Below are 23,469 nucleotides of genomic sequence, written 5' to 3'. Positions count from 1 at the left end.
GTTCTACTGCGGCACCGCACACCCGTCCGGTCCGCAGGCGTCGCCGTCGGTGTTCAACAGTTGGGGCGCGGCGGGCCGGTCGCCCCACGCCTGGGCCAAGACCTGCGCGAATGACTCGACGGGTTGGGCGCCAGACACCGCGTACTTGCGGTCGAAGACATAGAACGGGACGCCTTGCACGCCGAACTCTTCGGCTTGTGCCTCGTCGCGGCGGACGTCGTCGGCGTAACGCGTCTTGTCGGCGACCACGTCGGCGACTGCCGCCTCGTCAAATCCGGCGTCGACGGCGACTCCGATGAGCCGCTCGTCGCTGCCGAACAGGGCGGCTTCATCCGCGAAGTTCGCGAGGTACAGCGCGTCGAGCATCTCCTCTTGGCGGCCGAGGGCGCTCGCCCAGTGCAGGAGCCGGTGCATGTCGAACGAATTGCCGTAGTCGCGGCCCGTCGTCACGTATGCCAGGCCCGCGTCGTGCGCGGCGGCGCCGAGCTGACGCTCGCCGTCGGCGGCCTGTTCGAGGGTCCGCCCGTACTTGTGCGCTAGGTGTTCGACGACGCTGCCCGACGTCCCGGCGGGCACCGTCGGGTCGAGTTCGAACGAGCGATGCGTCACCTGAACGGAATCGGCGTGCTCGAACTGGCCGAGCGCGTCGTTGAACCGCTTCTTCCCGAGGTAACAGAACGGGCAGTTGACGTCGGTCCAGATCTCGACCTGCATGATGGCGTTCCTCCGATGGGCGGGCTGTCAGAGGTATCCAACACCGGGTGCTCCGCCGTTGTTCCGAACCTACGAGGACTTCGGCACTTATTTTCGGCGTCAGGCCGAAAACAAGTGCCGAAGTTCTCACAGGGTTCGCGCTTCCCGGCCGGGCAGCAGTAGCGAGAGCACACCGCCGACGGCGGTGAGCACAGTCGTCCACCAAAAGGCTCCGTGAAAGCCCGCGGTGGCGCTCACGCCGGCGGTGATGACCACTGCGACCATCGCGGTCCCGACCGATCCGCCGAGTTGCTGGAAGGTGCGGGTCGTCATCGATGCGTCGTGCCGGTAAGCGTTCGGTAGGCCGACGAACGCGGACGCCATCACCGGGCTGAGGAGCATCCCGAGCCCCAGGCCGCGGACCAGCAGCGCGACGCCAAGCCAGACGGTACTCGTGGCATCGTCGGCGACGGCGAACGGGATCGTCGCGACGGCGACGACGGCGAAACCGGAGACGGCCACCCATCGCGCGCCGATCGTATCGGTGAAACGACCTGCCAGTGATCGGCTCGCCAGGGCTCCAACGCCCTGTGGGATGAGGATGAGGGCGGCGCCGAGGACCGATTCGCCACGCACCTGCTGGAAGTAGAGCGGCAGCGCGAGCATCGCGCCGAACGTGGCGAGACCGAAGAAGAACAGTCCGATCGACGACGCGGCGACGTTGCGGACGGCGAGGACGCCGACATCGAGGAGGGTCTCCCCTCGCGCGCACACGGATCGTATCGCGAACACCGCGAGCAACACGGCTCCGATCGCGAGCGGTACGAGGACATCGGTCCGCACGATTCCGGCGTGCGCGTTCGAAAGTCCCAGCAAGAACACCGCGAGTCCGGGAGCCAATAGGAGCAGGCCTGTCCAGTCGAGGGCGGGCGCGTGGGCTCGGCGATCGTCGGGGATGCGCGACGACAGCACGAGTGCCATGACGCAGACGGGCACGTTGACGAGGAACAGCCAGTGCCAGTTGAGCCAGTGCAGGATGAGGCCGCCGATCACCGGGCCGAGAATGGGGCCGAGCGCGGTCGGCAGCGACACCATGGCGACGAGTCGACCGAGAGCGCGCCCTCCGCTCGCTGCGACGAGGATCGACGTCATCAGCGGAAACAGCAGTCCGGCGCCAAACCCTTGAAGCACGCGGAACGCGATGAGCGCCTGCACATTCCACGCGGCGGCGCAGAGCACGGAACCGATGAGGAACGCAGCGACGCCGACCTGCCAGGCGCGGCGCGAACCGTAGCGGGTAGCCGCCCATCCGGCCAACGGCACGGCGACGGCGAGCGCGAGCAGATAGGCGGTGCTGGTCCATTGGACGGTGTCGACGGTCGAGCCGAGTTCACGGGTGAGCTCGTCGAACGCGATCGTGACGATGGTGGTGTCAAGAATCGGTGCGATGAGACCTGCGATCACGGCCACGGCGACACGCTTGGCTTCGGTGGGGACTGCCTCCACTGCCGTCGTCGACACCATTACCCCTTAGGTTCAGATCTGTATCTTAAATGACAGATGCGACGATACGAGGCTGCGTTAAGATGCGCAAGTGGCTCTTAATGACGGCCGGACTACGCGCCGGCGCGGCGCGGAACTGGAAGCGGCGATCCTGGACGCCGCATGGCATCAGTTGACGGACCGAGGGTATGAGGGGTTCACGTTCGAGGCGGTCGCCGAACGCGCAGGGACCAGCAGGCCGGTCCTGTATCGCAGGTGGGCGACGCGTGCGGAACTGTTGCAGGCTGCGATCAGGCACCATGGGGCCGCCGAGGACACCACCGCCCCGGACACCGGCAGCGTGCGGAGTGATCTTCTCACCGTGTTGCGGCGTTCCAACCGTCAACGGTCCAATTTCCTCGTCCTACTCAGCGCGAGTCTCGGTGACTACTACGCGGAGACAGGGTCGACACCGAGCGAGGTCCGCGAACTACTACTCGGCCGGTCGCGGACCGCGGTCGATGACATTCTCGACCGCGGCGTGGAGCGCGGCGAGATCGATCCCGCACGGCTGACTCCGCTGGTCCGCGCCGTTCCGTACAGCCTCTACCGACACGAGGTGATGATGACGTTGCGGGCGGTTCCCGACGAGACGCTGGAGGCCATCGTCGACGAGGTGTTCTTACCGCTGGTCGCAGCGGCTCAGCCGTATTTGTAAAAGCCTTCGCCCGCGGCGACGCCGAGCTTGCCCTCATCGATGTAGTTGCTTTTGAGCCACGCGGCGAGTTCCTTTTCGTGCGGACCGCCGTTGACGAGGATGTTGTACGGGGTATTCAGGCCGACGATGTCGTAGATCTGGAAGGGGCCGAGTGGCGAGCCCGTACCGATTCGCCACGTCTTGTCGACGTCGGCAGGAGCCGCATAGTCGCCCGCAGCGAGGTCGAGGGCGGCGTTAAGGAACGGGACGAGGAGCGAATTGAGGACGTAGCCCGCCTTCTCTTTGTGGATCGGAATCGGAACCATGCCGATCTCGGAGGCGAACTCGACGACGGTATCGAATATGTCGGACGACGTCTGAGCGGTCCCCATCACCTCTGCGGTGTTCGACGACCAGACCCGGTTGGCGAAGTGGAGGGCCAGGAAGCGGTCGGGACGGCCGGTCGCTTCGGCCATGTCACTCGGCAGCAGCGTCGACGAGTTGGTGGCGAAGATCGTTTTGGCAGGCGCCACCTGGCCGAGCGTCGTGTAGATGCTGCGCTTGAGGTCAAGGACCTCCGGCACGGCCTCGATGACGAGATCGGCATCGGCCGTGGCGTCCGCGAGATCGGTGGCGTAGCTCAGGTTGCCCAGCGCCGCTTCGGCTTTGCCGTCCGCTGCGCCCGCGACCTCGTTCTTGTACGTCTCGACCAGACCTGCGAACCGCTCTTTGGCTGCGGCGATGACCGTATCGTTGATGTCGTAGGCGGTGACATGGAAGCCGCTATAGGCGGTCTGGAACGCGATCTGCGAACCGAGTACACCGGTACCGAGGACCACTACCTTTTTGATGTCGGTCATACTGAACTCCTTGATAGCTCAACAGGTGGACCCCAATCTACGCATTCGGCACACCTGGCATGCTTGCTTTCGCGCCCCCATAGCCCAATTGGCAGAGGCAGCGGACTTAAAATCCGCGTGTTGTCGGTTCGAGTCCGACTGGGGGCACTGGGATAAAGCGTACGATAGATAGTGATCGACGTCACATCTGACAGGGCTCTGTCAACGTCGCCGATCGTGTCGACCACCCCAGGGTGGCCAGTCGCAAGGAGGGATCTCCTATGACTATCGTCCTCGGAGTCGTCATTCTCGTCGCTGCCGTGATTCTGGTGACCGTCGGAGTCTTGAACAACAACGGCGGAACCCACGTGCTGACGACCGACAGCTTCTCTGTCTTCGGGTACCACGTGAGCGGTTCCACCGGAACGCTGTTTCTCTACGGAGTAGCGCTCGGGGCCATCGCAATGTTCGGGCTCGCGCTGATCCTCGCCGGCGCACGACGCACGGCACGGCGCGGACGTCGCGCCCGCCAGGATCTCGACAGGTCCGAACAACGCGCCACGAGCCTCGGCCACGACCGCGACGACCTGATCGTCAGGCATGCGGGAGAAGCCACACCACACAGCGCTCCAGCTGGTCGTTGGCACCTCCGCAAGCGGCCGCATCACAGTCCCGGCTAGCGCTAGTCGACCTCCGGCGCCCACTGGACGCCGTTGATGTGGGCTCCGCCGTCTACGAACAGCGTGTTGCCGGTCAGGTAGCGGCTGTCGTCGGAGGCGAGGAACACTGCGACCGGACCGATGTCGTCGAGCGGATCGCCGATGCGCCCCATCGGGTTCGCCGACGCCATGGTTGCAGCCATCGCCGGATTGCCTTCGGCCACCCGGCGGTAGGCCGCACTCTGAGCTCCGGGTGCGATCACATTGCAGCACACCTGTTTCGGCGCCCATTCGCGCGCCGCAGTACGCGTCAGCGTGCGCAGCGCTTCCTTAGCCGCGTTGTACTGCACCGAGTACATGTGCGCGTTGACACCGTTCAGCGAACACAGGTTGATGACCCGCCCACACCCGTGCTTCTCGAGCTCGGGCAAGGCCGCCCGCATCGCCCAGAAGGCAGCCATCACGGCCATGTCGAACCCGCCACGCAGCTGCTCGTCGGTCATCTTCTCCAGATGCGCGTAACCCGATGAGCGCCACGCATTGTTGACCAGGACATCGAGCCGCCCGAACCGAGTCACGGCACGGTCCACCATTGCGAGCACCTGCGCTTTGTCGGTGACGTCAGTGCGGATGAACTCCGCCTGGACACCCCAGTCAGCACGTAACGACGCCGCAGCGGATTCGCCTGCGGCCTCGTCGATCTCGGCGACGAGCACCGACGCGCCCTCACGTGCGAACGCCGTCGCAATGCCCTCACCGATGCCCATACCAGCACCGGTGACCACCGCGACGCGTCCCTCGAGCCTTGCGCCCATCAGCCCGTGACCCGGCCGGCATTACCCGCGTCGACCGGAACGACGATGCCGCTGATGTGCGAACTGGCCCGATCGGCCAGGAACAGCACCACGCGCGTGATCTCCTCCGGCTCCAGCCACGGCACCGGTTGCGCATGCAGCGACTCGAAGATCGAAGCGACGTCCTCGCGGCCGGGATTCTCGAGGTCCGGGCGCATCATCGAATACAGCGCGTCGTTGTGCACCATCGGAGTCGAGATGTTGCCCGGCGCAATGGCGTTGACCGTGATGCCATGGTCGGCGAGGTCGAGCGCGGCGCTCTTGGTGAGGCCGATGACACCCCACTTGGACGCCGAGTAGCCGACCATGTTCGTGTTGCCCGCGCGACCGAGCATCGACGAGATGGTGACGATGCGGCCGTACCCGCGCTTGATCATCCCCGGCGACACCGCCGCGACCGTGTTGAAGACACCAGTCAGGTTGGAGCCGATGACCTCCGACCACTGTTCATCCGTCATGTATTGGACCGGAACAGCGACCGAGACGCCCGCATTCGCGACCGCGATGTCGATGCGACCCAACTCGGATTCTGCGCGTGCGACCAGCTCGTTCAGCGCCGCCCGGTCGGTGGTGTTGAACACTGCCGAAATGCATTTGCGCCCAGTGGCTTCCACCAATCGGACCGTCTCCGCGAGATCGGCCTCGGTGGCCAACGGGTACGCCACCGCAGGCGAATCCGCACACCGGTCGCACAGCACGATGTCCGCGCCGCGCTCAGCGAACGCCACCGCGTGCGCCCGGCCCTGGCCCCGTGCCCCGCCGGTGATCAGAACGACCTGCCCCTTGAACTCATCTGCCATGAAAATCAAAACTCCTCATCAGAACCGGGCTAAACGAAACTCGGGGTTCATTGTCGGGTGTGCTGTCGCGCGTTCCCCACCGATCGAGACGGTCCGGCACGATCTCTCGCTCAGACACACGTTCCCGCAGGCTCCTCACCAGTACGGACGCCATCGACGTAAGCGCGAACATCGTCGAATGAACGCTCGAGCACAGCACGGTGATCTGCGCCGTCGTACACGCGGTAGGCGATGTCGGCGCCACCACCACACAGTGCAGTGACCTCCTTGTCTGTCACGGCGCGAAACACGAGCTGGTCGGCACCGCCCTGCACGATCATCGTTGGCACGGTCAGCTTCAGCGACTCGAGCTCTTGGCCGGTGTAATAGTCATGCAGCCCTTGCAGATTCGCACCGGGATTAAAGATCCCACCGGTGGGCGCCTCGGCTGCAGCCGCCTGCACGTCGTCCATGCACCCAGTGCGAGCAGCAGTCAACAGCGGCAGCGCCTCCGGCGTCAGCATGGCGTCGGCGTCGAGGTCCGGCCGCGCCCCTTGGGCACCGAGCAGCAGGATCGGCAGGAAGCGCATCGCCTGGTCGAGCCCCTTACCCGCCTGAAAGTAGGAGACTACGTCGCTGGTGCGAGACCCCGGCGCCATCGCGACGACCGCCTGCAAGTCGAGTTCCGGAGCGCGGTCCTGACCACGTGCCGCGGCATAGATCGCGGCGTGACCACCTTGACTGTGGCCCATCGCGATCCATTTCGTGCCGATGTTCGGGTCGAGATCACGAGCCGCCCGCACGATGTCGACAACGGTATTCGACGCGCTGTCGCCGTTCATATACGGGTGGTCGCCGGGCGTACCGAGACCTTCGTAATCGGTCTGCACCACCGCATAGCCTGCCGCTACCCAACGATCGAGCATCGCCGATGTACGTCCGAGGTAGCCGTGCGACGGCCCGTGCACAGTGTCGGCCGACGGAGCGCACGCGTCGCCGACACCAACAGTGCCGTGCGCCCAGCTGATCACCGGCCAGCCGCCGTCTGGTGCGTCGCCCTGCGGGATCGCGACCGTCCCCGAGACCAGGTCTCGCGCGCCCGCGGCGGTCTGCGACGTGTAGGTGACCAAGACGGTGCGATCGGCACTCGGCAGCGCCGGGGCGCCCGTGATCGTGCGGTCAGAGATCAGTGTGCCCGGCTCGAGCGACGCATCGTCATCGTTCGAGTCGGAGCAGGCCACAGCAGTGAATAGCACGCCGACAGCCGACACGACGACAGCGAGCCGGGTAGCCGTGTTGCGCATGGATCCTCCGTGACCAAGCCCCGAGCCGGTCTAATAAACGTGCATTAATCAGCTGGATGAATCCATTAGTAATGTGTGATCCATGTCGCTGTCAACAGGGAGGTCCGCTCTGCTGGACTCCGCCGAGAGGCTCATCGCCGCGCGCGGCATCTACGGAGTGTCGGCGCGGGAGGTAGTCAAAGACGCCGGCCACCGCAACAGTTCGGCGATCAGCTACCACTTCGGGTCGTGGCACGGACTGCTCGACGCGATCTGGGCACGACACTCGCCGCAGATGAACGCCGAACGAGCGGCGCTGGTCGCGGCGATCGACGAACCCGACATGAAGCAGCTGGTCCACGCCTACGTGCGCCCACTGACCACCGAAGTCACCCGACATCCCAGCTACTGGGCACGCTTCAACGAGCAGTGGCTGGCGTCGGTGCCACTCGACGTGCTCGGTGGGCCGCGGTTCGACGGCGACAGCGCCGAGTACTACCCGCTCGACGACTCACTCAACGATCTGTCCACGCTTCTGCACCGGATTACACTGGCCGTCGACCTCCCCGAGGCCGACGCCCGACGACGGGTCGGGCTAGTGGTGCGGTTCGTGATCAATGCGTACGCGGCGTGGGAGCGCGACCGGGAAGGCCATAGCGCACCCGAGCCGGAAGCATTCGAATCCGAGGTGGAGGAGATGGCGTGCGCAATGCTCCAGGCCCGAACATGACCGCCGCACCCAGCGAAATCAGTTGACACGTGTAGTCCGAACCGAGGACTCTGCTTAAGAGCATTTTGTCACGTTCGCTGATTCACCTCCACGCACATCTCTGTGAAAGGACACGTCGTGAGTGTCGACGACCGCACACCTGAAGCGGCCACCCCCGAAACACCCGACGCGCCACCACCCGCCTCGGTCAAACTCGTCATCGGACTGCTGTTGGTCGCGACGTTCGTGATGATCCTCAACGAGACGATCATGAGCGTCGCGATTCCCGTGCTGATGGTCGATCTGAACATCACCGCCAGCACCGCGCAGTGGCTGACCACCGCGTTCATGTTGACGATGGCCGTCGTCATTCCGACCACAGGCTTCCTGCTACAACGCTTCTCGACGCGCGCCGTGTTCATAACCGCGATGTCGCTGTTCACCGCGGGCACATTGCTGGCCGCCGTCGCGCCAGGCTTCGCCATCCTCGTGATCGGCCGCGTCATCCAGGCCTCCGGCACCGCGGTGATGATCCCGTTGATGATCACGACCGTCCTCACGTTCATTCCCGAACAACGACGCGGCACCGTCATGGGCTTCATCTCGATCGTCATCGCCGTCGCCCCCGCGACGGGGCCGACGATCTCCGGCGCGATCCTCGATCACCTCGACTGGCGGTGGATGTTCTACTTCATGCTGCCGATCGCCGCGATCGCACTGATCCTCGGCGTCGTCCTGGTCCGCAACATCACCACGCCGCGCAAGGCGCCGTTCGACGTCGCGTCCGTCCTCCTGTCGGTCGTCGCATTCGCCGGTCTGATCTACGGACTCAACAGCATCGGCGAAGCCGCGACCGGCGACACCCCGATGCCGCCGTGGGTGCCGATCGTCATCGGCGTCGTCGGGCTCGCCCTCTTCGTGTGGCGGCAGATCAACCTGCAGGCCAGCGAGTCCGCGCTCCTGGATCTCCGCCCGTTCAAGACCCGGACCTTCACCGTCGGCATCATCATCTTGCTCGTCGCGATGGCCGCGCTGTTCGGCGCGATCATGTTGCTGCCGTTGTTCATGCAGAACGTGTGGCACGCCAGCACCATGGAGACCGGCCTGGTCCTGCTGCCCGGCGGCCTCGTGATGGGTCTGATCGCGCCGTTCGTCGGCGCGCTCTACGACAAGGTCGGGCCTCGACCGCTGGTAACGCCAGGAGCGATCCTCGTGACCGTCGCGCTAATCCTGCTGACGACGCTCAACGCCGAACCGGCGACGTCGGAATTCTGGATCTTCACCAACCAGGAGTGGAAGGTCGTCGGCATCCACGTGCTGTTGAGTCTCGGACTCGGTTCGATGATGACGCCGCTCATGACATCGGCGCTCGGTTCAGTGCCGCCGCTGATGTACTCGCATGCGAGCGCCATCCAGAACACCTTGCAGCAGCTCGCCGGAGCCGCGGGCACCGCTCTGTTCATCACGGTGATGACCCGGTCGATGACGGCGGAGATCAACGACGGCGTCGAACCGGTCCTGGCCCAGGCGAACGGCATCCACCAGGCGTTCTACTGGGGTGCGGGCTTCGCGATCCTCGCCGTCGTCCTCTCACTCCTCGTCCGGCGCCCCAAGAGCGCTGAGGAGACTGTCGAGGCTGTCGAGGCTGTCGAGGCTGTCGAGGCTGCGGAGCCTAACCGATGACCACCGCTGACGACCATCGAGCGGAAGTACCCGAACGCGCGTCGTGGCTTCCCATGGTCTGCTTCTTCTTCGGCCAGGTGTTGATGTCGTTCAACGTGGCGGCGCTGCCGGTCTCCATCGGCGGCATGGTGGACGACTTCGGCGTCGCCCCGACGGTGGTCAGCACGACGATCGTCGCGTACGGCCTGGCGGTCGCCGCGCTCGTCATGTTGGGCGGCAAGCTCGGTCAACGTGTCGGCTGGGTGAAGATCTTCCGGGCCGTCACCTTCACCTTCGCGGCATCGTCGGTGTTGATGATCGTGTCACCGTCGGTGGCGTGGGTGATCGCCGGTCAGGCGCTGGCCGGCGCGTCCGCGGCGATCATCGTGCCTGCTCTCGTCGCATTGATCGCCGAGAACTACAAGGGCGATCAGCAGGCGAGCGCGGTCGGGTCGCTGGGTTCGGCGCGCGCGATCTCCGGCATGTCGGCCTTCTTCCTCGGCGGCGCGCTCGGGTCTCTCGTCGGGTGGCGCCCGGTGTTCATGATCGTCCTCGCACTCGCCGTGATCGTGTTCGCGTTGAGCTTCACCCTCCGGCCCGACAACGGCGATCGCACCATCGACATCGACGTCGTGGCCGCCGTCCTGATCGGCGCCGCGATCGTGCTGTTGACGCTCGGCTTCAACAACCTCAATGCCTGGGGCGTCTTCTTCGCCGACGACAACGCACCGTTCGACCTCGTCGGCGTCTCCCCTGCTCCCGTCTTCATCATCGTCGGCCTGATCCTGGGGCAGGCGTTCGTCACGTGGACCAGACGAAGGCAGCGCAGCGGACGCGTGCCGCTGGTCGACCTGTCGGTCCTCGGCAGCTCGCGTGAACGCGCGGCGGTGTACGCGATGTTCATCATCGTCGCGATGGAAGCGGCATTGAACTTCACTGTGCCGCTGTACATTCAGATCGTCCAGGGTCGCAGTCCGTTCGACACGTCGTTGGCGATGATCCCGTTCAACCTGACCGTGTTCGTGACCGCGATGCTCGTCGTCCGCGTTTACAAGAGGTACAGCCCGCGCGCCATCGGCACCGCCTCGTTCATTTTGACGACGGTGGCACTCGTCTGGCTGGCGTTCGTGGTCACGAACGACTGGCAGACGTTCTCGACGATCCTCGGCCTCGTCGTCTTCGGCATCGGCCAGGGCGCCCTCGTCACGCTCGTGTTCAACGTTCTGGTCACGTCGGCCCCGAAGGAGCGGGCGGGCGACGTCGGTTCCATCCGCGGCACCGCCCAGAACCTGGCGTCGGCGGTCGGCACGGCGACGATCGGCGCACTCCTCGTCTCGCTACTCGGTTTTGCTGTCGCGACGTCGGTCGCCGAGCATCCGGAGCTGCCGGACGAACTCGTCTCCCAGGTGAACCTGGACAACGTCAACTTCGTCGGCAACGACAGCCTGCGCGAGTTGCTCGCCACCGAGACCGATGCGACCGATCGACAGATCGACGCCGCGGTCGAAGTCAACGAAGACGCCCGCCTGAAGACGTTGAAATACGGCCTGTTGATTCTGGCTGGCATCAGCGCGACTGCGATCATCCCGGCGTCCCGACTCCCCGGTTATCAGCGGCGTGAGATCCCCGAAGGGGCGGGCGCGACGTCGACGGACTGAGCACCATGCGTTGATCTCGGCACCATACGCTAATCTGAACACAACTGTATTCAGATTAGGAGTGTCGTGACCTCACCGGAACAGCAGATCGACGACGCGAAACCGAAGAAGTCGAGCCGAGAAGAGCTCGATGCGCTCGACGCGAGCGTCTTCGGCAGATCGCTGCTGTCGATGGGCAGCACCATGTCGACAGCGAACGTCATCATGCAGTTGGCCAACCCGGCCGTCGGCTACGGTGTCGCGCGCAGCACCGTCGAGAACGGTCGACTCGACACGCATCCGGTCAAGCGGGCACGGACGACGGCCTCGTACCTGGCCGTCGCGGTGTTCGGGAACGCCGACGACCGTCGTCGCTACCGCAAAGCCGTCAATCGCCAGCACGCGCAGGTGCGGTCCACCGACGACAGCCCCGTCGAGTACAACGCGATGCACGCCGACCTGCAGCTGTGGGTGGCCGCGTGCCTGTACTTCGGCTGGGAGGACATCTACGAACGCGCCCGCGGCCCGCTGACGGGCGACCTGCGCGAGGAGTTCTATCAGCAGGGCAAGGTGTGCGGCACCACCTTGCAGATGCCCGCCGAGATGTGGCCGGCCGACCGTGCCGCGTTCGACGTGTACTGGAACGAGCAGGTCGCAAAGATCGACATCAGCGACGAGGTACGCGACTTCCTCCTCGACATCGCGAACTTCGGATATGCGAGCGAGTTCGTCCAACGCAAGTTCGGCCCGGTCAAATACCGCCGCACGATCGGCTACCTCCCGCAGGAGTTCCGCGATGCCCTACGTGTCGAGTGGTCCACCGACGACCAGCGCTGGTTCGACAGTTACGTCGCCACGCAGGTCCGCAAAGAGCGGCGCAAACCGCTGTGGCTGTCCCAGCTGTCGTTCAAGATCCTGCTGTGGGACACCCGCAGGCGGAACCGCTTCGGCCGCCCGTTGATGTGAGGACTCACGTCACGCTCGACGCCGACTCCCTGATCTGGCGCTACCTCGGAGATCGGCGGTTCGTCATGTCGATCTGTCGAGCAGTCTCGTTGCAGATGCTGCATCCGGCGATCGCGTCGGCGACACACGAGTTCTCGCTCGTCCGCCAGCGAGTGTTCGTGCACAAGAGGCGGACGGCGCCGTGCATCATCCGCGCAGCGTACGAATCGGACTTCGACGAGGTCCGCCTGATCCGCTACGCCCACGACCATTTCCGCAGTCAGACGCCCGACGGGACGCGTTATCACGCGCTCAATCCGGCGATCTTCTTCTTCGAGCACGCCACCTACGTCGACGCGCTGTTCGCGTGTGTCGAGTTCTTCTTCAACGGGCTCGACGACGACGGCCGCGAACAGCTGTATCGAGAGACGTGCGAGTGGTATCGGCGCTACGGGTTCTCCGACCGTCTAATGCCTGCGACGGTCGGCGAGTTCTACGAGTACTTCGACGAGGCGCTCGCGACACAACTCGACCCGAGTCCCGGATACGACTGGTACCGAGAGCAACTGCTGCGCCCGGACGACTGGTACTTCAAGAAGTTGCCGGCGGCCGCGGTCCGTGCGATCCAGCATCCGGTGGCGTGCACACACCTGGGCATCGAGCCGTCGGACTCTGACCGTCGAGCGTTGACCTGGTACGCGACGCGGCTGCGGGCGATCGACCAGCTCTCGCCGACGCGGAACATCTTCCCCGACCAGGTCGCGCCGTCCGTCCTGGCGGCCCGAGCACGGAGTTGAGCGCGCCCGACCGGATTCGGCGAATCACTGGACTTGGTACATAACTTTAGTTACGTTCCAAGTGTCGGAGTGACACGACTCACGACTACCAGACGATTGCGGGGACAGAGCGATGTCGGTTCCATCGACGGCGGAGTTGACGACGACGGCCACCAAGACGCTGCAGCGCGTCCTGGCCAAGGCCACGAGCCTGTATCCGAGTCCCGATGCGCCGCTCGCCGAGCCGCCCGCCGGGTCCGGTTTGAAGCCGGTGATGGGAAGCGCGGGATTTCCGGTCATCGGCACCACGATCGAAGCGTTGGCCGACCCGCTCGCCAACACGATGAAACGGTTCGAGAAGTACGGTCCGGTCTCGTGGTCCGGTGTGCTCGGCATGAACCTGGTGACGCTCGTCGGACCGGACGCCGTCGAAGCCGCGTGGATGAATCGGGAGAAGGCGTTCTCCAGCGAACAGGGCTGGGAGGTGATGATCGGGCCGTTCTTCCGACGCGGAATCATGCTGATGGACTTCGGCGAGCACATGCATCACCGTCGGATCATGCAGCAGGCCTTCGCCAAACCGCGGCTCGAAGGCTATCTCGATCTGATGACACCGCACATCGAGAAATCGCTCGCACAATGGCAGGTGGGCGACGGTTTCCCGATGTACACCAAGACGAAGGAGTTGTTGCTGTCGCTCGCATCGGAGGTGTTCGTCGGCTCGTCGCTGTCCCGCGACGAGAACCACGAACTGGAGCAGGCCTTCGAGGCCGCGGTCCGCGGCGGGCAGGCCATGCTCCGGCGCGACGTCGGAAACTTCACGTGGGCGCGGGGGCTTCGCGGACGGGAACGGCTGCAAGAGTACTTCCGCTCCGAGATCGCGGCTCGTCGCGCAGGCGACGCCGACGACCTGTTCACGGTGTTGTGCCACAGCGAGGACGACGAAGGCAACACGTTCAGCGACGAGGACGTCGTCAACCACATGATCTTCGTGATGATGGCGGCCCATGACACGAGCACCATCGCGCTGTCGATGCTCACCTATTTCCTGGGCCGTGACCCGCACTGGCAGCAGCGGTTGCGGGACGAGTCACTTGCGTTGGGTAAGCCGACGCTCGACTACGACGACCAGGACGCTCTGCCGAGTCTGGACCTGGCGTTCAAGGAGACGCTGCGCCTGAACGCACCGGTCGGCATGTTGTTCCGCAAGTCGATCGAGGACACCGAGATCCTCGGCCACTACATCCCGTCCGGCACGCTGGTCGCGATCCACCCGTGGGCGACGATGCTCCGGGAGGAGTGGTGGCCCGAGCCGACGAAGTTCGACCCGGATCGATTCTCACCGGAACGCCGCGAAGACAAGGTCCATCGGTTCGCGTGGAGCCCGTTCGGCGGTGGAGCCCACAAATGCATCGGCCTGTACTTCGGCGGAATGGAGGTGAAGTCGATCATGCACCAACTCCTCCTCAACTTCGAGTGGTCGGTGCCCGACGATTACGAGCTAAGCCTCGAGTACGGGACCGGCCCCACCCCCGCCGACGGTCTCCCCATCGACTTCCGGCGCCGCTAGGCGCCCTACCCCATCTCGACCAGCATCACGCCGACGATGATGACGGCCATGCCGACCAGCGTGCGCGGCGTGATGGCGTCCCGCCAGATGACGCGCGCCGACAGCGCGACCAGCACGATGCCGGTGGCCGTCCACAGCCCGTACGCGACACCGATGGGCATGCCTTCGGCGAGCGACATCGCGAGGAAGGTGAAGGCCGCGAGGTAGCCGACGACGACCGGTATCAGCCACAGGCGTCGTCGCAGGCCGTCGGCGGCGCGCAGACACAGTGTGCCCGCCACTTCGGCGAGGATTGCGAGGAGGAGCCAGACCCACGTCATACGTTCACGTCCTGCACGCTGCCCGGTTCGGCCCGTCTGGGGTCGGTCTCGATAAGCACGACCCCGACGACGATCAGTGCGATCCCGACCAGTGCACTCGGGCTGAGCGTCTCACCGAAGACGATCATGCCGAGAAGTGCGACGAGGGAGACACCGCTCGCGCCCCAGATCCCGTAGGCGGCGCTGATGGACATCCCGGAGCGCAGGGTCAGCCCGAGCAGAGTGAACGCCGCGACGTATCCGACGATCACGACGGCGATCCATGCGCGATGGTCGATGGTGGCGCGGAGTGCGAGGGTGCCGATCACTTCGGCGACGATCGCGGCGACGAGGAGCAGGCGGGCGTTCATCCGAACATCATCGCTGCACCCCTTTGATGACGCTGATACACGTGGTGATCCACGCCCGCTCGTCGTCGGTGAGGTCGCGACGCATGCGTTTGGCATCGGCGACAGCCCAGTGCGTGTTGAGGACCATTCGGACGATCACCCAGTCGCGGGCACGTTCGCCGTCGAACCCGGCCGCCTCGACCGTCGTGTAGAAGCGGCGCTGGATCGATTCACGCAGGTAGCCGGACATCTCGTCCCACCGGTTCCACAGCAGCGGGGCGATCTCATAGTGCGGGTCGCCAGACATCGGCTGCGGGTCGATCGCCAACCACGGCTGCCGGTCGGCGGCGAGCACATTCTCGTAGTGCAGGTCGCCATGGATCATCACGCCGTCCGACGCCGGATCGTCGACGAACGCCCGTCCCCGCGCCAGCGCCTGCTCGACGAGCCGGGGCGGCATCGGAATGTCGGCAGCGTCGCGGTCGAGCGCCTCTATCCACGGGCCGAGGAAATCGGTGAGCCGCGCCAACCGTGGCGGCGCGGGCCGGTGCAGTTGCCGGTACAGGTCGGCGACGATCTCGCACGCCTGCAGATCCCACTCCTGGCTCAGATCCTGCTCGTGCAACCGTTCCAGCAGGAGTGCCCGACGGCGCGGGTCGGCCCGCAGCATCTGCACGGCACCGTCGCCAGCCCAATGCTGGAGCGCGAGGTGTTCCTGCCGCGTCTCCGGCGACCCGTCGAAGCCGATCTTGAGGACCGCGTCGCCGATGCTGCCGCGCACCGGGAGGACGATCGACGCGAACCCGTGCATCGGGTCGCCGGTCGACGTCAACGCCCATTCGTCGAGGAGGTCGTCGCACAGTCGCGGGAGTCGGTCGAGCCAGTGCGCCCAGTCGTCGCCGAGGCGACGCTGGGAGTTCAACGCGGCGGGGATGTCCACGCGTCCGAGCGTACGTACCCGTGCGTCACGTACAGCCCTCCGACTTGCGGCCGACCAGTGTGGTAGCTCGCCTATTCCCCTTCATCGCGTCATGGTGCGCCTCGGCCGGGTGCACCGCAGTCGGCCGCCACTGCCACCGAGTATTCGAAGCTGACTTCCATCACCTGTGTGACACCATCGGGCATCGTGTACGCGGTGGCCGACGTACAACTCCTGTGCTCGCCCGACGTGCGTACCCGACAACTGGACTATCGGGGCGGACGTGCCGGAGGTGACCGGACGCCGTTCGAACGATGTACTGGCCCGCCCGATCGCCACGCGCGCAATCGGGTATCCGCCTCGGGGCGTCGGACTACGCTTGTGACCATGCCGATCACGCCTGACGACAAGGATTGGACCTGGGTCACGACCCGCCGCTGCGGCTTCTGCGGATTCGATCCGGGCGGCGTCCACCGCACGCAGATCGCGGATCGGATCGCCGAATCGGCCGACGGATGGCGAGAGGTGCTGGCGCGTGCAGACGCCGACCATCGTCGGAACGACCACACGTGGTCGCCGCTGGAGTACGGCTGCCACGTCCGCGACGTGCACACCGTGATGCGCGAACGGCTCGAATTGATGCTCACCGTGACACCCGCGACCTTCGCGAACTGGGATCAGGACGAGGCGGCCGTCGACGGGCGGTACGGCGAGCAGGATCCGGGCGTCGTCGCCGATCGGCTCGAAGCGAACGCCGCCGCGTTCGCTACCGCCTACCGCGCCGTCGCCGACGACGAGTGGGAGCGCGAAGGCCTCCGAGGCAACGGCGCCGCGTTCACCGTGTGGTCGCTCGCGGCGTACGCGCTGCACGACCTCGAACACCACCGGGTGGACGTCGGGCTCCCCGCGACACCGGAGCACGCGGAATGATCGTCGACAGCCCGTTCGAACAGCTGTCGGTCGATGCGTTGCGCCGCCGCACCAGCTTGAAGTGGCGGACGTACCCGCCGGACGTGCTTCCGCTGTGGGTCGCCGAGATGGATGTGCTGCCAGCCGAACCGGTGGCCGCGGTGTTGCGGCAGGCGCTCGAGCTCGGCGACACCGGGTATCCATCCGGCGCACGCGCCTACGCGGAGGCACTCGCCGGGTTCGCGCGACGACGATGGGGGTGGGACGGCGTGGACGTCGACTCCGCGCAGATCGTGCCCGATGTGATGCTGGGGATCGTCGAGGTCCTCAAGCTCGTGACCGAGCCCGGGAGCTCCGTCGTCGTCAACACACCCGTCTATCCCCCGTTCTTCGCGTTCACCGAGCACGCCGACCGGCGGGTGGTCGGAGCGCCGCTGGGTACCGACGGACGGATCGATGTCGCGGCGTTGGAGGCGGCGTTCCGCGACACCGCTCCAGCAGCGTTCCTGCTGGCCAACCCGCACAATCCGACCGGAGCCGTGCACACCGTCGACGAGTTGGTCGCCGTCGCGGCGCTGGCTCGCGAGTACGGGGTACGGGTGATCGTCGACGAGATCCATGCTCCGCTCGTCCTCCCGGGAGCCACATTCACGCCGTACCTGTCGGTCGACGGCACAGAGGACGCGTTCGTCGTCACGTCGGCGTCGAAGGCGTGGAATCTCCCCGGCGTGAAGGCCGCGCTGGCAATCGCGGGCACCGCGGGCGCCGACGATCTGCGCCGCATGCCCGAAGAGGTCAGCCACGGTCCGAGCCACTTCGGAGTGCTCGCGCACACCGCCGCCTACACCGACGGCGAGCCGTGGCTGAACGCCCTCCTCGCCGCTCTCGCCGCCAACCGCGAACTCGTGGGTCGCCTGCTGGCCGAACACCTTCCAACGGTCGGCTACACGCCACCGGACGGCACGTATCTGGCGTGGCTCGACTGTCGACCGCTCGGATTCGGCGACGACGCGACGCCCGGCGCCGTCGCCGACGTGGCAGGCCCGGCCCGGGCGTTCCTCGATCAGAGTCGGGTCGCGCTCAGTTCCGGCCACGCATTCGGCCCGGGCGGCGGCGGGCACGTGCGCCTCAACTTCGCGACGTCGCAGGCAATCCTGACCGAGGCAGTCACGCGAATGGGTCGGGTACTGCCATGACTCGGGTACTGCCATGACGACGGCGTTCGTGCTGGCGGGAGGAGCGAATCTCGGCGCGTTCCAGGTCGGCATGCTGCGGGCGCTGGTCGAGCGCGGAACGACCCCGGACGTGCTGATCGGTGCGTCGGTGGGCGCGTTCAACGCAGGGTTCCTCGCCGGCCGCGGCGTAACGGCGACCACCGTCAACGAGCTCGCCGACGTCTGGCGTCCACTATCGGCGTGGAAGCTGTTCCCGCCGAACCCGATTCGCATCATCGGCGCGTTGACAGGCCACCGGCCCGCCCTCGTCGGCGACCACGGGCTGCGATCGCTGTTGGACCGCCATCTGACGTTTCACGACGTCGCGGACGCGCTCATCCCACTCCGCGTGGTGGCCACCGATCTGCTGTCGGGCAATGAGGTCGGCATCACTGCGGGCCCGGCCACCGAGGCGATTCTCGCCAGCTCCGCGATCCCCGGACTGCTGCCGCCGGTCGACTGGAACGGCCGCAAGCTTGTCGACGGCGGGATCGCCGACAATGCGCCGATCTCCGATGCGATCGACGCCGCGGTTGACCGCATCTACGTGTTGCCGTGCGGGTACCCGTCCGGCGATGTCGAACCGCCGACGACCGTCGCCGAGACGCTGCTGCACACGGTCGCACTGTTGATCCACAAGCGACTGATCCGGGACGTCCGCGAGTACTCCGCCGACGCCGAACTGATCGTCATCCCGCCGCCGAGCCCGGTCACCGTCGGCGGTCGGCGCGACCACCCCGCCGACCACATCGAGATGTCGGTCAGCTGAGCCGCGCGCCAGCATAGGTCATCCTTACCTGCATCGATGTGTGCGCGATCGCTACCATTCGGTGCGTGAGTGAGTCTGCAGCCCCCGAATTCCTCTACTCCGACCTCCTTCCGGCCGACCAGGACGACACCCCGTATCGCCTGGTCACCACCGAGGGCGTCTCGACGTTCGACGTGGACGGCCAGAAGTTCCTGAAGGTCGATCCGGAAGCGATCACGAAGCTGACGTCCGAGGCTATGCACGACATCAGCCACTACCTGCGGCCCGCGCACCTGAGCCAGCTCCGCAAGATCATCGACGACCCGGAAGCGTCAGGCAACGACCGCTTCGTCGCCCTCGACCTGCTGAAGAATGTCAACATCTCGGCGGGCGGCGTCCTCCCGATGTGCCAGGACACCGGCACCGCGATCGTCATGGGCAAGAAGAGTGAAGGCGTCCTGACCGGTGTGGAAGACGGCGAGTGGGTCTCGCGCGGCGTGTACGACGCCTACACCAAGCTCAACCTGCGGTACTCGCAGAACGCCCCCATCACCGTGTACGAGGAGCGCAACACCGGCACCAACCTGCCCGCACAGGTCGAGATCTATGCGACGCAGCAGGGCCCTAAGGGACCGGAGTACAAGTTCCTGTTCATGGCGAAGGGCGGCGGCTCGGCCAACAAGTCGTTCCTGTTCCAGGAGACCAAGGCCATCCTCAACCCCAAGCGACTTCTCGACTATCTCGACGAGAAGATCCGCTCGCTCGGCACCGCGGCCTGCCCTCCGTACCACCTCGCCGTCGTCATCGGCGGCACGTCGGCGGAGTTCGCACTCAAGACGGCCAAGCTGGCGTCGGCGCATTACCTCGACAATCTGCCGACCGAGGGCGACATGTCGGGGCACGGCTTCCGCGACCCGGAGCTCGAAGAGGAGATCTTCAAGCTCACCCAATCGTTCGGCATCGGCGCACAGTTCGGCGGCAAATACTTCTGCCACGATGTCCGCGCCATTCGGCTGCCGCGTCACGGCGCCTCGCTGCCGGTCGCGATCGCCGTCTCCTGCTCGGCCGACCGCCAGGCGCTCGGAAAGATCACTGCCGACGGCGTCTTCCTCGAACAGCTCGAGACCGATCCCGCCCAGTACATGCCGGACGCAGGCGTGGCCGAGGACATCGAGGGTGGCGAAGTCGTCGACATCGACCTCAATCGTCCGATGCCGGAGATCCTCCAGGAACTGTCGAAGCACCCGGTCAAGACGCGTCTGTCGCTGACCGGCCCGCTGGTCGTGGCTCGCGACATCGCGCACGCCAAGATCCAGGAACGCCTCGACGCGGGCGAACCGATGCCCGAGTACTTGAAGAACCACCCCGTCTACTACGCGGGACCGGCGAAGACACCCGAAGGCATGGCGTCGGGCTCATTCGGCCCGACGACCGCGGGTCGCATGGACAGCTACGTCGAGCAGTTCCAGGCCGCGGGCGGTTCGATGGTCATGCTCGCCAAGGGCAACCGGTCCAAGCAGGTCACCACCGCGTGCGGAACCCACGGCGGCTTCTACCTCGGCTCCATCGGCGGTCCGGCCGCGCGTCTGGCCCTCGACTGCATCAAGAGCCAGGAAGTCATCGAATACCCGGAGCTCGGCATGGAAGCCGTGTGGAAGATCGAGGTCGAGAACTTCCCTGCCTTCATCGTCGTCGACGACAAGGGCAATGACTTCTTCACCGACCCGGCCGGCACCGTCAACGTCCCGATCAGCGGCATCCGAGTGCGTTCCAAGGAACGGTAGCCGCAGCTCTGCTCATCGGCCCTGCCAGAAACCCCGTACCGCTGGCGTCGTCTCCTATCCTGGAGCCATCACCGGTACACACGAGAGGCGGTTTCGGCGTGACCCCGACAGAGTTCGACGTCGTCGTGATCGGCGGCGGAATCGCCGGAGTGTCCATCGGCTACGAGTTGGCCGCCGATCGCCGGGTCTGCCTCGTCGAACAGGAGGGCACGCTCGCCTTCCACACGACCGGGCGTTCGGCCGCCCTCTATCTGGAGACGTTCGGCAACGCGTCGGTGCGCGCGCTGACCGGTGCGAGCCGCGCACAGCTCACCGATCCGCCCGCAGACTTCGACGGCCCGATCCTCGCGTCGCGCCCCTACCTCGTATTCGCCCGAGAGGGGCGCGGTGATGCGCTGACCGCGTTCTACGACGACGTCCGCCGACAGGCGCCGGCCGTCGAACTGCTGTCCGCGGACGACGCGGTCGGCCTCGCGCCGTATCTGAGGCGCGCGGCGATCGAGGCGGCGCTGATCGACCCTGCCTCGATGGACATCGACGTCCACGCCCTGCACCAGGGGTACGTCCGCGGACTCCGACGGCGCGGCGGCGAGATTCGGACACATGCCGCGGTGACCGCACTCGATCGAGCACACGGGGTGTGGACGGCGGCGTTCGGCGACGGCCGCACCGTGCGCGCGCCCGTCGTCGTCGACGCAGCGGGGGCGTGGGCCGATACCGTCGCCGAGTGCGCAGGCGCGGCCCCGATCGGCGTACGGCCGATGGTCCGGACAATCTTCGGTGTCGACGCGCCCGAAGGGCTCGAGACGTCGAACCTGCCGGTCGTCAACGATCTCGACGACGCCTTCTACATCAAACCCGAAGCCAACGGACTGCTGTGCTCGCCAGCCGACGATACGCCGAGCCATCCGCACGACGTTCGGCCCGGCGACCTGGAGATCGCCCGCGCCATCGACTCGATCAACGAGGTCACCGATCTGCGCATCCGGCACGTCCGCTCGTCGTGGGCGGGCCTGCGCACGTTCGCGCCCGACCGCTCCCCCGTCGTCGGCTTCGACCCAGGTGTGGAGGGCTTCTTCTGGTTCGCGGGCCAGGGTGGCTACGGCATCCAGATGGCGGACGGTCTGGCCCGGTCCGGCGCAGCCGTCTTCCGCGGAGAGGCACTGCCGGACGACGTCGTCGCACGCGGGGTGCAGGCCACAGTGCTCGCGCCGGACCGGTTCTGACCCGGTCGGCTACCGCTTGCGGTCGACGTTGGCCATCTTGAGGACGTCGAGGCGCTTGTCGAGTTCCTCTTCCGACAACTCGTCGCCGACGAGACCGCGGTCGATGACGGTCTGACGGATCGTCGTGCCCTCACGCAACGCCTGTTTCGCGACGGCAGCGGCCTCCTCGTAGCCGATCGCCGAGTTGAGCGGCGTCACGATCGACGGCGACGATTCGGCGAGTGTCCGCAGCCGGTCCTCGTGCGCCACCAAGCCGTCGATGCATCGGTCGGCGAACAGCCGCGACACGTTGGCCAGCAGGGTCACCGATTCGAGGACGTTGCGCGCCATCATCGGGATGTACACGTTGAGCTCGAACGCACCATTGCCGCCGCCCCAGGTGACGGCGGTGTCGTTGCCGATGACCTGCGCCGCAACCTGTGTGACAGCTTCGGGCAGCACCGGGTTGACCTTGCCCGGCATGATCGAGCTGCCCGGCTGCAGGTCCGGGAGGGCGATCTCGCCGAGACCGGTCAACGGCCCCGATCCCATCCACCGGACGTCGTTGGCGATCTTGGTCAGCGACACGGCGATCGTCTTCAACTGGCCCGACAGTTCGACGAGGCCGTCGCGGGCGGCCTGCGCCTCGAAGTTGTCCTTCGCCAAGCTCAACTCGTCGACCCCCGTCAGTTCGACGAGTTTCGCGACGACCTGCGTACCGAACCCCTCCGGTGCGTTGAGCCCGGTGCCGACGGCGGTGCCGCCGATCGGGAGCTCACCGACACGCGGCAGCGTCGACTGCAGGCGTTCGACCCCCGCCTCGACCTGCCGCGCGTAACCGCCGAACTCCTGGCCGAGAGTCACCGGCACCGCGTCCATCAGGTGCGTGCGGCCCGACTTTACGACCGTCGCCCACTCGCCGGACTTCGCCGCGAGCACCTCGTGCAGCCGACCCAATGCGGGGATCAGCTGACGGACCACGGCCTCAGTCGCCGCGACGTGCGTCGCTGTCGGGAACGTGTCGTTGGAACTCTGCGACATGTTCACGTCGTCGTTCGGGTGGACGGTGACGCCTGCCTTCGCGGCGACCGACGCGATCACCTCGTTGGCGTTCATGTTCGAACTGGTGCCCGACCCGGTCTGGAAGACGTCGATCGGGAACTGGTCGTCGTGCGCGCCGTCGGCGATCTCGCGGGCGGCTGCGGCGATCGCGTCGGCCTTCTGCGCGTCGAGCAGACCGAGGTCTTTGTTGACCAGCGCGGTCGCCGCCTTCAGCAGACCGAGCGCACGGATCTGCGTGCGCTCGAGCGGACGGAAGCTGATCGGAAAGTTCTCGACGGCCCGCTGCGTCTGCGCCCGCCACAGCGCGGCCACGGGAACCCGCACCTCGCCCATCGTGTCGTGTTCGATCCGGTACTCATGGTCAGCCATGGTCAGTACAACCTTTCGTGAGTGG

At 66.1% G+C, this 23,469-nt stretch carries 23 protein-coding genes and 1 tRNA gene; 14 read left to right on the top strand and 10 right to left on the bottom strand.

Going from position 1 to position 23,469, the window contains the following annotated elements:
* Positions 1 to 3: 3 nt before the first annotated feature.
* Positions 4 to 714 (bottom strand): DsbA family oxidoreductase, encoded by a 711-nt coding sequence (locus L5G33_RS18815; protein WP_236999708.1) that lies wholly within the window; start codon positions 712 to 714, stop codon positions 4 to 6.
* 126 nt (positions 715 to 840) lie between these two features.
* Positions 841 to 2,217 (bottom strand): MDR family MFS transporter, encoded by a 1,377-nt coding sequence (locus L5G33_RS18810; RefSeq protein WP_236999707.1) that lies wholly within the window; start codon positions 2,215 to 2,217, stop codon positions 841 to 843.
* Between the two features lie 70 nt (positions 2,218 to 2,287).
* Here L5G33_RS18810 and L5G33_RS18805 point away from each other — a divergent pair, with 70 nt between their 5' ends.
* A complete protein-coding gene (locus L5G33_RS18805) occupies positions 2,288 to 2,893 on the top strand; it encodes a TetR/AcrR family transcriptional regulator (RefSeq protein ID WP_236999706.1) in 606 nt (201 codons plus the stop codon).
* On the opposite strand, the gene L5G33_RS18800 is transcribed toward L5G33_RS18805, so the two are convergent.
* On the bottom strand, positions 2,878 to 3,732 hold the full coding sequence (locus L5G33_RS18800; RefSeq protein ID WP_236999705.1) for a 3-hydroxyacyl-CoA dehydrogenase: 855 nt from the start codon (positions 3,730 to 3,732) through the stop codon (positions 2,878 to 2,880). The genes L5G33_RS18805 and L5G33_RS18800 overlap by 16 nt on opposite strands.
* Before the next feature lie 73 nt (positions 3,733 to 3,805).
* Here L5G33_RS18800 and L5G33_RS18795 point away from each other — a divergent pair.
* Positions 3,806 to 3,879: transfer RNA gene (locus L5G33_RS18795), tRNA-Leu, on the top strand.
* 113 nt (positions 3,880 to 3,992) lie between these two features.
* The gene (locus L5G33_RS18790) at positions 3,993 to 4,391 is read left to right on the top strand and encodes a hypothetical protein (RefSeq protein ID WP_236999704.1); all 399 of its coding nucleotides are present in this window, start codon (positions 3,993 to 3,995) and stop codon (positions 4,389 to 4,391) included.
* Positions 4,392 to 4,393: 2 nt separating this feature from the next.
* Here the strand turns inward: L5G33_RS18790 and L5G33_RS18785 are convergent, their stop codons facing one another.
* The 3 genes from L5G33_RS18785 to L5G33_RS18775 form a co-directional block, all read right to left on the bottom strand.
* A complete protein-coding gene (locus L5G33_RS18785) occupies positions 4,394 to 5,185 on the bottom strand; it encodes an SDR family NAD(P)-dependent oxidoreductase (RefSeq protein ID WP_236999703.1) in 792 nt (263 codons plus the stop codon).
* Entirely contained in the window at positions 5,185 to 6,024 is an 840-nt protein-coding gene (locus tag L5G33_RS18780) for a mycofactocin-coupled SDR family oxidoreductase (RefSeq protein ID WP_236999702.1), read from the bottom strand. The genes L5G33_RS18785 and L5G33_RS18780 overlap by 1 nt, the downstream gene beginning before the upstream one ends.
* 110 nt (positions 6,025 to 6,134) lie before the next feature.
* On the bottom strand, positions 6,135 to 7,307 hold the full coding sequence (locus L5G33_RS18775) for an alpha/beta hydrolase family protein (protein ID WP_236999701.1): 1,173 nt from the start codon (positions 7,305 to 7,307) through the stop codon (positions 6,135 to 6,137).
* An 82-nt stretch (positions 7,308 to 7,389) separates the two neighbouring features.
* Between L5G33_RS18775 and L5G33_RS18770 the strand changes: the two genes are divergently transcribed.
* From L5G33_RS18770 to L5G33_RS18745, 6 genes are all read left to right on the top strand, one after another.
* The gene (locus L5G33_RS18770) at positions 7,390 to 8,016 is read left to right on the top strand and encodes a TetR/AcrR family transcriptional regulator (RefSeq protein WP_236999700.1); all 627 of its coding nucleotides are present in this window, start codon (positions 7,390 to 7,392) and stop codon (positions 8,014 to 8,016) included.
* Positions 8,017 to 8,133: 117 nt separating this feature from the next.
* Positions 8,134 to 9,678: an MDR family MFS transporter gene (locus L5G33_RS18765; RefSeq protein ID WP_236999699.1), complete on the top strand. Its 1,545-nt coding sequence runs from the start codon at positions 8,134 to 8,136 to the stop codon at positions 9,676 to 9,678.
* Positions 9,675 to 11,315 carry an MFS transporter gene (locus tag L5G33_RS18760; RefSeq protein ID WP_236999698.1) on the top strand — a complete coding sequence of 547 codons (1,641 nt, stop codon included), beginning with the start codon at positions 9,675 to 9,677 and terminating at the stop codon, positions 11,313 to 11,315. The genes L5G33_RS18765 and L5G33_RS18760 overlap by 4 nt, the downstream gene beginning before the upstream one ends.
* A gap of 171 nt (positions 11,316 to 11,486) precedes the next feature.
* Complete coding sequence (locus tag L5G33_RS18755; protein ID WP_236999781.1) at positions 11,487 to 12,260, top strand: oxygenase MpaB family protein; 774 nt, start codon at positions 11,487 to 11,489, stop codon at positions 12,258 to 12,260.
* Positions 12,257 to 13,036, top strand: a complete 780-nt coding sequence (locus tag L5G33_RS18750) for an oxygenase MpaB family protein (RefSeq protein ID WP_236999697.1) — start codon at positions 12,257 to 12,259, stop codon at positions 13,034 to 13,036. Before L5G33_RS18755 ends, L5G33_RS18750 begins: the two co-directional genes overlap by 4 nt.
* 112 nt (positions 13,037 to 13,148) lie before the next feature.
* Positions 13,149 to 14,585: a cytochrome P450 gene (locus tag L5G33_RS18745; protein WP_236999696.1), complete on the top strand. Its 1,437-nt coding sequence runs from the start codon at positions 13,149 to 13,151 to the stop codon at positions 14,583 to 14,585.
* A 5-nt stretch (positions 14,586 to 14,590) separates the two neighbouring features.
* On the opposite strand, the gene L5G33_RS18740 is transcribed toward L5G33_RS18745, so the two are convergent.
* The 3 genes from L5G33_RS18740 to L5G33_RS18730 are packed head-to-tail and all read right to left on the bottom strand — an operon-like array spanning position 14,591 to position 16,174.
* Positions 14,591 to 14,905, bottom strand: a complete 315-nt coding sequence (locus L5G33_RS18740) for a DMT family transporter (RefSeq protein WP_236999695.1) — start codon at positions 14,903 to 14,905, stop codon at positions 14,591 to 14,593.
* Positions 14,902 to 15,255 (bottom strand): DMT family transporter, encoded by a 354-nt coding sequence (locus tag L5G33_RS18735; protein ID WP_236999694.1) that lies wholly within the window; start codon positions 15,253 to 15,255, stop codon positions 14,902 to 14,904. Before L5G33_RS18735 ends, L5G33_RS18740 begins: the two co-directional genes overlap by 4 nt.
* A gap of 7 nt (positions 15,256 to 15,262) precedes the next feature.
* Complete coding sequence (locus tag L5G33_RS18730) at positions 15,263 to 16,174, bottom strand: aminoglycoside phosphotransferase family protein (protein WP_236999693.1); 912 nt, start codon at positions 16,172 to 16,174, stop codon at positions 15,263 to 15,265.
* Between the two features lie 366 nt (positions 16,175 to 16,540).
* Between L5G33_RS18730 and L5G33_RS18725 the strand changes: the two genes are divergently transcribed.
* The 5 genes from L5G33_RS18725 to L5G33_RS18705 all read left to right on the top strand — a co-directional run bounded on the left by L5G33_RS18725 (position 16,541) and on the right by L5G33_RS18705 (position 22,034).
* On the top strand, positions 16,541 to 17,083 hold the full coding sequence (locus L5G33_RS18725) for a DinB family protein (protein ID WP_236999692.1): 543 nt from the start codon (positions 16,541 to 16,543) through the stop codon (positions 17,081 to 17,083).
* On the top strand, positions 17,083 to 18,258 hold the full coding sequence (locus L5G33_RS18720) for a MalY/PatB family protein (RefSeq protein WP_236999780.1): 1,176 nt from the start codon (positions 17,083 to 17,085) through the stop codon (positions 18,256 to 18,258). The genes L5G33_RS18725 and L5G33_RS18720 overlap by 1 nt, the downstream gene beginning before the upstream one ends.
* 13 nt (positions 18,259 to 18,271) lie before the next feature.
* Entirely contained in the window at positions 18,272 to 19,045 is a 774-nt protein-coding gene (locus tag L5G33_RS18715) for a patatin-like phospholipase family protein (protein WP_236999691.1), read from the top strand.
* A gap of 65 nt (positions 19,046 to 19,110) precedes the next feature.
* The gene (locus tag L5G33_RS18710) at positions 19,111 to 20,808 is read left to right on the top strand and encodes a fumarate hydratase (protein WP_236999690.1); all 1,698 of its coding nucleotides are present in this window, start codon (positions 19,111 to 19,113) and stop codon (positions 20,806 to 20,808) included.
* Between the two features lie 98 nt (positions 20,809 to 20,906).
* Entirely contained in the window at positions 20,907 to 22,034 is a 1,128-nt protein-coding gene (locus L5G33_RS18705; RefSeq protein WP_236999689.1) for an NAD(P)/FAD-dependent oxidoreductase, read from the top strand.
* Between the two features lie 9 nt (positions 22,035 to 22,043).
* Here L5G33_RS18705 and L5G33_RS18700 read toward each other — a convergent pair whose 3' ends face one another.
* Entirely contained in the window at positions 22,044 to 23,444 is a 1,401-nt protein-coding gene (locus L5G33_RS18700; RefSeq protein WP_236999688.1) for a class II fumarate hydratase, read from the bottom strand.
* Positions 23,445 to 23,469 lie beyond the last annotated feature (25 nt).

Origin of the sequence: Gordonia liuliyuniae (assembly GCF_021738805.1) — a bacterium.
GTDB classification, from domain to species: Bacteria; Actinomycetota; Actinomycetes; order Mycobacteriales; family Mycobacteriaceae; genus Gordonia; species Gordonia liuliyuniae.
The sequence above is the reverse complement of the archived record's forward strand: the minus strand, read 5'-3'. Positions and strand labels throughout refer to the sequence as shown.